This window comes from Escherichia sp. TW14182 (assembly GCF_000208525.1).
In the GTDB taxonomy this organism is placed as follows: Bacteria; Pseudomonadota; Gammaproteobacteria; order Enterobacterales; family Enterobacteriaceae; genus Escherichia; species Escherichia ruysiae.
In genome coordinates this window covers 1-10,002 of record NZ_AEJZ01000280.1, presented here as the reverse complement: position 1 = coordinate 10,002, position 10,002 = coordinate 1, and the positions used below count along the sequence as shown (strand labels likewise).

Below are 10,002 nucleotides of genomic sequence, written 5' to 3'. Positions count from 1 at the left end.
TCATGCCGGATGCGGCGTGAACGCCTTATCAGGCCTACAAAACCATGCAAATTTAATATATTGCATAAGCTACGTAGGCCTGATAAGCGTAGCGCATCAGGCAGTTTTTGTGTTTATCATCAGTCTCAGGTCAGATTGAAATCTGACCTGACCACCTTACGTTAAATCACGACGCCAGCGACAATTTCTGCTGCGTATACTCGACCAGCCACTGACTTACACGAGACTGTTGCTGCGCATTCAGCCACATGCCTTGTTTCGTGCGACGCCACAGGGCATCGTCGGCGCGGCGTACCCATTCGTGGTCGACCAGATATTTCAGCTCCGCTTCGTAGAACTCATGGCCGAAATCTTCCCCAAGATCGCTTATCGTCTCTGCATTGCCGAGCAGCAGCTCGCTGTTGCTGCCGTAAGTGCGCGCGTAATGACGTGCCAGCGATTCCGTAATGAACGGATAGCGGCGGCGCAGGCGGGCGGCATAATCGTCGCGGTCGCCTTCGATGGCGCCACCTGGTAACACGCTCTCTTTCGTCCATGCCGGACCAATGCCCTGATAATACGGCGTCAGTTTTTCCAGCGCATGTTCCGCCAGTTTACGATAGGTCGTCAGCTTGCCGCCAAATACTGACAACAGCGGCGCTTTGCCGTTTTCATCATGGATATCAAGCGTGTAATCACGAGTAATAGCCTGCGGTGAGTCGGACTCATCATCACACAGCGGGCGCACGCCGGAGTAGGTCCAGACGATATCGTCCCGGCTTAACTGTTTTTTAAAGTGCGCGTTATACACTTTCAGCAGGTAATTGATTTCACTCTCTTCAATCTTCACTGCTTTTGGATCGCCTTTGTATTCCACATCGGTGGTGCCGATGATGGAAAACTCGTCCATCCACGGGATCACAAACACAATACGTTTATCTTCGTTTTGCAGAATGTAGGCCTGCTTTTGTGTATGCACGCGCGGCACGACAATATGGCTGCCTTTGATAAGACGAATGCCATAAGGCGAAGGCAGATGCATCCCGTCGTCGAAAAATTGTTTCACCCACGGGCCGGTGGCGTTAACCAGGCCGCGCGCCTGCCATGTATATTTTTTGCCGGTATCGATATCTTCCGCTTCTACAATCCACAGGCCGTTTTCGCGGCGGGCAGAAGTAGCACGAGTACGGGTAAGCACTTCGCCGCCTTTACGCACCACCATCTGGGCGTTGGCGAGTACCAGACGAGCGTCGTCGACCCAACAGTCGGAATATTCGAATCCGCGCTTAATTTCCGGCTTTAAAACTGAATTTGCGCCAAAACGCAAACCGTTTGATCCCGGCAGGCTGGTGCGTTTACCCAGATGATCGTACATAAACAGACCAATACGAATCATCCACGCCGGGCGCAGATGCGGGCGATGCGGCAGGCGAAAACGCATCGGGAAGGCGATATGCGGCGCCATCTTCAGCAGCACTTCACGTTCAGCCAGCGCCTCGCTGACCAAGCGGAATTCATAGTGCTCAAGGTAGCGCAGGCCACCGTGAATGAGTTTTGAACTGGCGGAAGAGGTCGCGCAAGCGAGATCCTGCGCCTCCAGCATCAGCACGGATAAACCGCGTCCAGCGGCATCTGCCGCGATACCAGCACCATTGATGCCGCCACCTATCACAATCAGATCTTTGGTTTCCATGCTGCCCTCGTTCACTTTCGTTAAAGCTCATAAATGTTCGTTATCGAACATATTAGCAAAGAATCGCGCTTTGGGTAACATTGAAAAAACATTTTAGAGTGATATGTATAACATTATGGCGTTTATCTGCCGCTTCGACGTAAACTGTGCGGTAAATTTGCCCACTTGTTTGTAAAGAAAGAGAGACGCATGGATCAGTTCGAATGTATTAACGTTGCCGACGCACACCAGAAGTTGCAGGAAAAAGAGGCGGTGCTGGTCGATATTCGCGATCCACAGAGTTTCGCAATGGGGCATGCGGTGCAGGCTTTCCATTTAACTAACGACACGCTTGGCGCGTTTATGCGTGATAACGACTTTGACACTCCGGTGATGGTGATGTGTTATCACGGCAATAGCAGCAAAGGCGCGGCGCAGTATCTGCTGCAACAGGGCTACGATGTGGTCTATAGCATTGATGGTGGCTTTGAAGCCTGGCAGCGTCAGTTTCCCGCAGAGGTGGCGTACGGCGCGTAACGCTTTATACTGTCCCCTTTTGTGTGGAATAAGCGACAGCAACGATGTTGATGATTACCTCTTTTGCTAACCCCCGCGTGGCGCAGGCGTTTGTTGATTACATGGCGACGCAGGGTGTTATCCTCACGATTCAACAACATAACCAAAGCGATGTCTGGCTGGCGGATGAGTCCCAGGCCGAGCGCGTGCGGGCGGAGCTGGCGCGTTTTCTCGAAAACCCGGCAGATCCGCGTTATCTGGCGGCGAGCTGGCAAGCGGGCCATACCGGCAGTGGCCTGCATTATCGCCGTTATCCTTTCTTTGCTGCCTTGCGTGAACGCGCGGGGCCGGTCACCTGGGGGATGATGATCGCCTGCGTGGTGGTGTTTATCGCTATGCAAATTATCGGCGATCAAGAAGTGATGTTATGGCTGGCCTGGCCATTCGATCCAACACTGAAATTTGAGTTCTGGCGTTACTTCACCCATGCGTTGATGCACTTCTCGCTGATGCATATCCTTTTTAACCTGCTCTGGTGGTGGTATCTCGGCGGCGCGGTGGAAAAACGTCTCGGTAGCGGTAAGCTGATTGTCATTACTCTCATTAGCGCCCTGTTAAGCGGCTATGTGCAGCAAAAATTCAGCGGGCCGTGGTTTGGCGGGCTTTCTGGCGTGGTGTATGCGCTGATGGGCTACGTCTGGCTACGCGGCGAGCGCGATCCGCAAAGTGGCATTTACCTGCAACGTGGGTTAATTATCTTTGCGCTGATCTGGATTGTCGCCGGATGGTTTGATTTGTTTGGGATGTCGATGGCGAACGGAGCACACATCGCCGGGTTAGCCGTGGGTTTAGCGATGGCTTTTGTTGATTCGCTCAATGCGCGAAAACGAAAATAATTCCAGGGATTTATAAATGAAACAAACACAACGTCACAACGGTATTATTGAACTGGTTAAACAGCAGGGTTATGTCAGCACCGAGGAGCTGGTAGAGCATTTCTCCGTCAGCCCGCAGACTATTCGCCGCGACCTCAACGAGCTGGCAGAGCAAAATCTGATCCTGCGCCATCATGGCGGTGCGGCGCTGCCTTCCAGTTCGGTTAACACGCCGTGGCACGATCGTAAAGCCACCCAGACCGAAGAAAAAGAGCGCATCGCCCGCAAAGTGGCGGAGCAAATCCCCAACGGTTCAACGCTGTTTATCGATATCGGCACCACGCCGGAAGCGGTGGCGCACGCGCTGCTCAATCACAGCAATTTGCGCATTGTCACCAATAATCTCAACGTCGCTAACACGCTGATGGTGAAAGAAGATTTCCGCATTATTCTCGCCGGTGGCGAATTACGCAGCCGCGATGGCGGGATCATTGGCGAAGCAACGCTCGATTTTATCTCCCAGTTCCGCCTCGACTTCGGCATTCTGGGGATCAGCGGCATTGACAGCGACGGCTCGTTGCTGGAGTTCGATTACCACGAAGTTCGCACCAAACGCGCCATTATTGAGAACTCGCGCCACGTCATGCTGGTTGTCGATCACTCGAAATTTGGTCGTAACGCAATGGTCAATATGGGCAGTATCAGCATGGTCGATGCCGTCTACACCGATGCCCCGCCTCCTGCGGGCGTGATGCAGGTGCTGACGGACCACCATATTCAACTGGAGCTGTGCTGATCCTGCACGGCTTCCCACGTCAGACCAAAACGCGCCAGGTATTTGCGTAGCCGATCTGCGTCATTGACGCTGGCTTTGCCCTGGCGCGAAACGTCAAAAAGCTGACGTCCGGCAGCAGAAAGCGACTTTGCCTGACGGCAGACAGCGATAACGTTTTCCAGTTGTATGCGGTCAAAGAGATCGATGTTTTCCATCTCCGCGCCCAGCAACGCTGTAAGCGCCGAAGGGCGGCTTTCCTGCCAGTTGTAGCGCAGACGGTTTATCTCATCTTCCACCACTTCCAGAGTGATGCGTCCGCTAGTGGCAAAGGTTGCCATGCGCGTAACGCTGGCAGAAAGCTCGCGAAAGTTACCGCGCCATGTCGCCTGGGGAGATGTCGCAAAGGTCAGCCAGGCACGCCGCGCTTCGGTGTTAAAACGCACGCTGTCACCGGTGAGTGAGGCGTGGCGCTCCACTTCATAATCCAGATTAGGCTCGATATCCTCCTGACGCTGGCGCAGTCCTGGTAGGGTGAAGGTCCAGAGATTGATCCGCGCGTACAGGTCTTCGCGAAATTTGCCTTCGGCAACCAGTTGGCGCAAATCGCGCACCGTTCCGGCGATAAGCTGAAAATCGCTACTCACCTGGCGATCGCTGCCAAACGGGTAAAAGGTTTTCTCTTCAATGGCTTTCAGCAGCATTGCCTGTTCGTCTGCGCCCAGCTCGCCAATCTCATCGAGAAACAACATACCGCCGTTGGCGCTGCGTAATAAACCTTCCCGCGATTCCCGCGCCCCGGTAAACGCGCCTTTCACATGACCAAACAGCGTCGACATAGCGGTATCGCCGCGCAGGGTAGCGCAGTTCACTTCTACAAACGCGCCGCTAAACTGATGCCGTGCCTGTTTTAACTCGAAGATGCGTCGCGCCAGAAACGACTTACCTGCGCCGGTCGGGCCGCTAAGCAGGATCGGTGCGCGGGATTTGATCGCCACTTTTTCGATCTGCTCAATCATGCGGTTGAAGTGGGGGTTACGCGTGGCAATGCCGGACTTAAGAAAATCAAGCGTTTGCTGGCGTTCTTCGGCAAAGCGGCTGGCGATGGCGTTATAACGGCTTAAATCGAGATCGATAATCGTCACCGCGCCTGGACTATCGGGCTGCTCTTTTTTGCGCGGAGGCGAGGTCTGCGCCAGCCGGGCGGGTAGATAACGCGCTTCTGCCAGCAGAAACCAGCAAATCTGCGCGACGTGGGTACCGGTGGTGATGTGAATTAAATAGTCTTCTTTATCAGGTTGAAAAGCGTAATGCCGGGCGAAGTCATGCAGGCAGGCGTAAACCTCTTCGAAATCCCACGGGTTATGCAGTTCAATCTCAACGCCCACTACTTCTGTTTCTGGCGAAACGCTGGTGATATCGCGTTTAAGCGTTTCAAATAGCGAGCGCGAGCGGGCGTCGTGTAACAATTCCAGCCGATCGATGACCAACGATTCTTGCTGGCATAAACAGAGCGTCGGGCGCCATTTTGACCAGCGTTGGCTACCGCGCCCGGCATAATCCAGTACGGTTCCGACAAAGCCAAAAGCCACTGTTTTACGCATCTTAGATATCCTTATAAAAGACGATATTTCATTATCGGGTAAGTGACTTTATAGAAAATCTCCGTTTACGGACTTTGTACTTTTAATTAAATAAAAACAATCAATTATAAATTTAATTTGCTGATTTAATTTTTTGGCACGACTGTTGCAATTATCAGGACATACCAACGAAAAGAGAAAAACAAAATGAATTACGAATTACTGACCACTGAAAATGCCCCGGTAAAAATGTGGACCAAAGGCGTGCCGGTAGAAGCCGATGCGCGTCAGCAACTTATTAATACGGCGAAGATGCCGTTTATTTTCAGACATATTGCGGTAATGCCTGATGTGCACCTGGGAAAAGGTTCCACCATTGGTAGCGTGATCCCAACGAAAGGGGCGATTATCCCGGCGGCGGTAGGTGTGGATATTGGCTGTGGAATGAATGCGCTGCGTACCGCGTTAACGGCGGCGGATCTGCCTGAAAACCTGGCGGAGTTGCGCCAGTCGATTGAAACTGCCGTACCACACGGGCGTACTACCGGGCGTTGTAAACGTGATAAAGGCGCATGGGAAAATCCGCCTGTTAATGTCGATGCTAAATGGGCTGAGCTGGAAGCGGGTTATCAGTGGTTAACGCAAAAATATCCGCGTTTCCTGAACACTAATAACTATAAACACCTGGGAACGCTGGGAACCGGCAACCACTTTATTGAAATCTGCCTTGATGAGTCGGATCAGGTGTGGATTATGTTGCACTCCGGTTCACGCGGAATCGGTAACGCCATCGGAACTTACTTTATCGATCTGGCGCAAAAAGAGATGCAGGAACAGCTTGAAACGTTGCCGTCGCGTGACCTAGCGTACTTTATGGAAGGTACGGAATATTTTGACGATTACCTGAAAGCCGTGGCCTGGGCGCAGCTTTTTGCCAGCCTTAACCGCGATGCAATGATGGAAAACGTAGTAACGGCGTTGCAGAGCATCACGCAGAAAACGGTAAGACTGCCGCAAACTCTGGCGATGGAAGAGATCAACTGTCACCACAACTATGTGCAAAAAGAACAGCACTTTGGCGAAGAGATCTATGTGACGCGTAAAGGCGCGGTATCTGCGCGTGCCGGGCAGTACGGAATTATTCCTGGGTCGATGGGCGCGAAAAGCTTTATCGTGCGCGGGCTGGGAAATGAAGAGTCATTTTGCTCATGCAGCCACGGTGCCGGACGCGTGATGAGCCGTACCAAAGCAAAAAAACTGTTTAGCGTGGAAGATCAGATTCGTGCCACCGCGCATGTGGAATGCCGTAAAGATGCCGAAGTGATCGACGAAATCCCGATGGCGTATAAAGATATTGATGCGGTGATGGCGGCACAAAGCGATCTGGTGGAAGTGGTTTACACCCTGCGTCAGGTAGTGTGCGTAAAAGGATAAATAATGAAAAGGATGATTGCGCTGGATGGCGCACAGGGCGAAGGCGGCGGGCAGATCCTGCGCTCGGCGCTGAGCCTGTCGATGATAACCGGTAAACCGTTCACCATCACCGGCATTCGTGCCGGGCGGGCGAAACCGGGGCTGTTGCGCCAGCATCTGACGGCGGTAAAAGCGGCGATGCAAATCAGCGATGCAACGGTTGAAGGTGTGGAGCTGGGATCGCAGCGCCTGGTCTTCCGGCCCGGCACCGTGCGCGGCGGCGATTACCGCTTTGCTATCGGCAGTGCCGGAAGTTGTATGCTGGTGCTGCAAACGGTGCTGCCCGCGCTGTGGTTTGCCGATGAGCCATCGCGTGTTGAAGTGAGCGGTGGCACCGATAACCCGTCGGCGCCGCCTGCCGATTTTATCTGCCGGGTGCTGGAACCGCTGCTGGCGCGGATGGGGATTCAGCAGCAAACAACGCTGTTGCGCCACGGTTTTTACCCTGCTGGCGGCGGTGTGGTGGCAACGGAAGTTACGCCGGTGGCATCGTTTAACACCTTGCAACTTGGTGAGCGCGGAAACATTGTGCATATGCGTGGAGAGGTGCTACTGGCTGGTGTGCCGCGCCATGTTGCTGAGCGTGAAATCGCTACGCTGGCGGGTAGTTTTTCACTGCATGAGCAGACTATTCATTCCTTGCCGCGCGAGCAGGGGCCAGGAAATACCGTCTCGCTGGAAGTCGAAAGTGAAAATATCACTGAACGCTTTTTTGTCGTCGGTGAAAAGCGCGTCAGTGCCGAAGTGGTCGCTGCCCAACTGGTGAAAGAGGTTAAACGCTACCTGGCAAGCCCGGCTGCGGTAGGGGAATATCTCGCAGACCAGTTGGTGCTGCCGATGGCGCTGGCAGGCGCGGGGGAATTTACGGTCGCCCATCCCTCATGCCATCTGCTGACCAATATCGCGGTGGTGGAGCGTTTCTTGCCAGTGCGGTTTACTCTGGCTGAAACAGATGGCGTAACGCGGGTTAGCGTTGAATGATGCAGAGAGGTAAGTCGGATCAGGTGCGTTATCCGACCAAACTCACACCCCATATCCCATCATTTTCAGCAGTTTCTGCGCGTGCTGTACCGCAGCCTGACGGTGAGCAACGCCGAGTTTTTGATACAGATTGCGGATATGCGTTTTGATGGTGGTTGCTGCCACTTCCAGTTCGCCCGCAATTTGTTCGTTACTGTAACCGGAGTAAATCAGCCCCAGTACCTGCCATTCGCGTTGGGTCAATGGGCTGGTGCGGATCAGTTCCGGCACTTCCGGGTGATTTAGCAGACGTTCGACAAAACTCTCGTCAAAGTGAGCGAACTTGTGTCGGTGATGTTGATTGATTTCCCGCAGGATACGCTGCGCGCGGTGCTGTTCCAGTTCCGGCAGCGTATTGAGTTGAATCAGCTGGCGTAACTGCTGCGCCATCGCTTCGCCTTCGATGACAAAATGACTGATAAATCCGGTGCGATTCGCCAGTTTTAATGCGTCCAGCAACACGCGCTGAGCGTCGCTTTTACGTCCGGCCTGCCAGTACAACTGATTGAGTAACAGCAGGTTGCGGTTCAGGTCGCTCATCAGCCGCAGACTGCGGGCATTTTCGTTGAGTTCTTCGAGGACAATTTCCGCAGGCTCAAACTCGCCCAGCAAAATTTGTGCACGGGCAATGTTGCGCCATTGGCCTTGCAGGAAGTGGTTGTTCGCAAACTCCGGTTTGGCCGTGTGACGCAACCAGTTGGCAGCGGCGGCTTTGTCGCCAGTCATTTGCCAGTAAATCACCCGAACTTTGTTGGCGTTAGAGATCCAGTCGCTGTGATATTTGCCATTCCCCAGCAGGTTTTCCAGGCGGTTAAGTTGGCTGCGGGCGTTATCCAGATCGCCACGAGCCAGCGAGCATTGAATTAACATTGCCAGGCACTGAAGCTGTTGCTGAGGCTGATAAGAAGATAAAACTTCGATCCCGCTACGCGCCGAGGCTTCGGCTTCATCCAGCCGTGCCCATGCCCATAACAGTTGCGCACGGATGCGTACCAGAAACTCATGCATTGGCAGCTGTTCCAGATGCTGCTCGTTGATCAGCTGGAACGCTTTTTCCTGCGTTTCCCACGCGGTTTGCAGGAATCCCTGAGCAAACAGAATTTCACTTTGCTGGATTAAACTCCATAAGGCGTAGTGCCAGACATCGTGCTGGCGTGCCATCTGTTCGGTTTGCTGCATTAACGCCAGAGAGCGGGTCAATTCGCCTTTGCAGTGCAGCACTTCACCCAGCACCGAGGTTGCCACAATGCGGCTGTAGAACCAGCCCGGAGGCAGTTCTTCCAGTGCCAGTTTTGCCAGTCGTTCGGCTTCTTCCGGATTACCATCGTTAATGGCGACCTGGGCGCGCAGAGCGTTAAATTCTGCGTGCATGGTGCCTTCCCTGATACCCTGGATCTCGTGTTCGGCTCGTGCCAGCAGGGTATTTACTTCACCGTAGCGATGCTGACTTTGCATCAACCAGGCCTGCAACAACACTAGTTGTGGATTTTCCAACAGGCTGTCCCACGGCAGGGCTTTAAGCGACTCTTCCAGCAGCGACAGTTCGCTGTGGTTGAACAAACTCCAGGCGTGATTCAGCAGAATATCGCGTAGCATCAAAGCGTCGCCTGCCGCCAGCGCATGATGAATGGCTTCGCTGGGAAAACCTTGCGCCATCCAGCTTTCTGCGGCGGCGCGGTGGATTTCCGGCAGTTCCGCCGCCAGTTCCCACTGGCAGCGTTGGCGCAGGAAGTTGCCAAACAGCGGGTGATAGCTGAACCATTCGCCAGTATCATCCATCCGTTGCAAAAACAGCCCCTGACGCTCAATCTCCTCAAGACGCATTTGCCCGTTTTCTTCGCCGGTCACGCGGGTGATTAGCGCATCATTCATCGAGCGCAAAATGGCGCTTTTTAGCAGGAAATGACGAGTGGCCAGATCAACGTTATCTAACACCTCATCGACCAGATAATCAGAAAGATGACTGGCATTGATGCCCGCCAGACGACGCGCTGATTTATGAGCTGAGTGGGTATTTTGCTTTGCTGAAAGCGCAATTAGCTGCAACGCCGTCGCCCAGCCGGACACGTCATCGCAAATCCGGCTGCTTTCTGCGGCTTCAATCGGCGATGA

The 10,002-nt window shown here is 53.6% G+C and carries 8 protein-coding genes; 5 read left to right on the top strand and 3 right to left on the bottom strand.

The window, feature by feature from the left end; translation table 11 throughout:
* Nucleotides 1-166 precede the first annotated feature (166 nt).
* Nucleotides 167-1,672, bottom strand: coding sequence for a glycerol-3-phosphate dehydrogenase (gene glpD / locus EQY_RS0119915; protein WP_000448110.1), 1,506 nt, complete (start codon nucleotides 1,670-1,672; stop codon nucleotides 167-169).
* Nucleotides 1,673-1,861: 189 nt separating this feature from the next.
* Here glpD and glpE point away from each other — a divergent pair, with 189 nt between their 5' ends.
* From glpE to EQY_RS0119900, 3 genes are read left to right on the top strand one after another with little or no spacing between them, the layout of a single operon-like run.
* Nucleotides 1,862-2,188, top strand: a complete 327-nt coding sequence (gene glpE / locus EQY_RS0119910) for a thiosulfate sulfurtransferase GlpE (protein ID WP_000371928.1) — start codon at nucleotides 1,862-1,864, stop codon at nucleotides 2,186-2,188.
* 44 nt (nucleotides 2,189-2,232) lie between these two features.
* Nucleotides 2,233-3,063, top strand: a complete 831-nt coding sequence (gene glpG, locus EQY_RS0119905) for a rhomboid family intramembrane serine protease GlpG (protein ID WP_000928717.1) — start codon at nucleotides 2,233-2,235, stop codon at nucleotides 3,061-3,063.
* Between the two features lie 16 nt (nucleotides 3,064-3,079).
* A complete protein-coding gene (locus tag EQY_RS0119900; protein ID WP_000815097.1) occupies nucleotides 3,080-3,838 on the top strand; it encodes a DeoR/GlpR family transcriptional regulator in 759 nt (252 codons plus the stop codon).
* Here EQY_RS0119900 and rtcR read toward each other — a convergent pair.
* Nucleotides 3,820-5,418 (bottom strand): DNA-binding transcriptional regulator RtcR, encoded by a 1,599-nt coding sequence (gene rtcR, locus EQY_RS0119895; RefSeq protein WP_001232955.1) that lies wholly within the window; start codon nucleotides 5,416-5,418, stop codon nucleotides 3,820-3,822. The genes EQY_RS0119900 and rtcR overlap by 19 nt on opposite strands.
* A 186-nt stretch (nucleotides 5,419-5,604) precedes the next feature.
* Here rtcR and rtcB point away from each other — a divergent pair, with 186 nt between their 5' ends.
* Both rtcB and rtcA read left to right on the top strand, forming a co-directional pair.
* Complete coding sequence (gene rtcB / locus EQY_RS0119890; protein ID WP_001105509.1) at nucleotides 5,605-6,831, top strand: RNA-splicing ligase RtcB; 1,227 nt, start codon at nucleotides 5,605-5,607, stop codon at nucleotides 6,829-6,831.
* A gap of 3 nt (nucleotides 6,832-6,834) precedes the next feature.
* A complete protein-coding gene (gene rtcA / locus EQY_RS0119885) occupies nucleotides 6,835-7,851 on the top strand; it encodes an RNA 3'-terminal phosphate cyclase (protein WP_000827112.1) in 1,017 nt (338 codons plus the stop codon).
* Between the two features lie 42 nt (nucleotides 7,852-7,893).
* Here rtcA and malT read toward each other — a convergent pair.
* A partial coding sequence (malT, locus tag EQY_RS0119880) for an HTH-type transcriptional regulator MalT (RefSeq protein ID WP_000314407.1) occupies nucleotides 7,894-10,002 on the bottom strand: 2,109 nt, incomplete at its 5' end.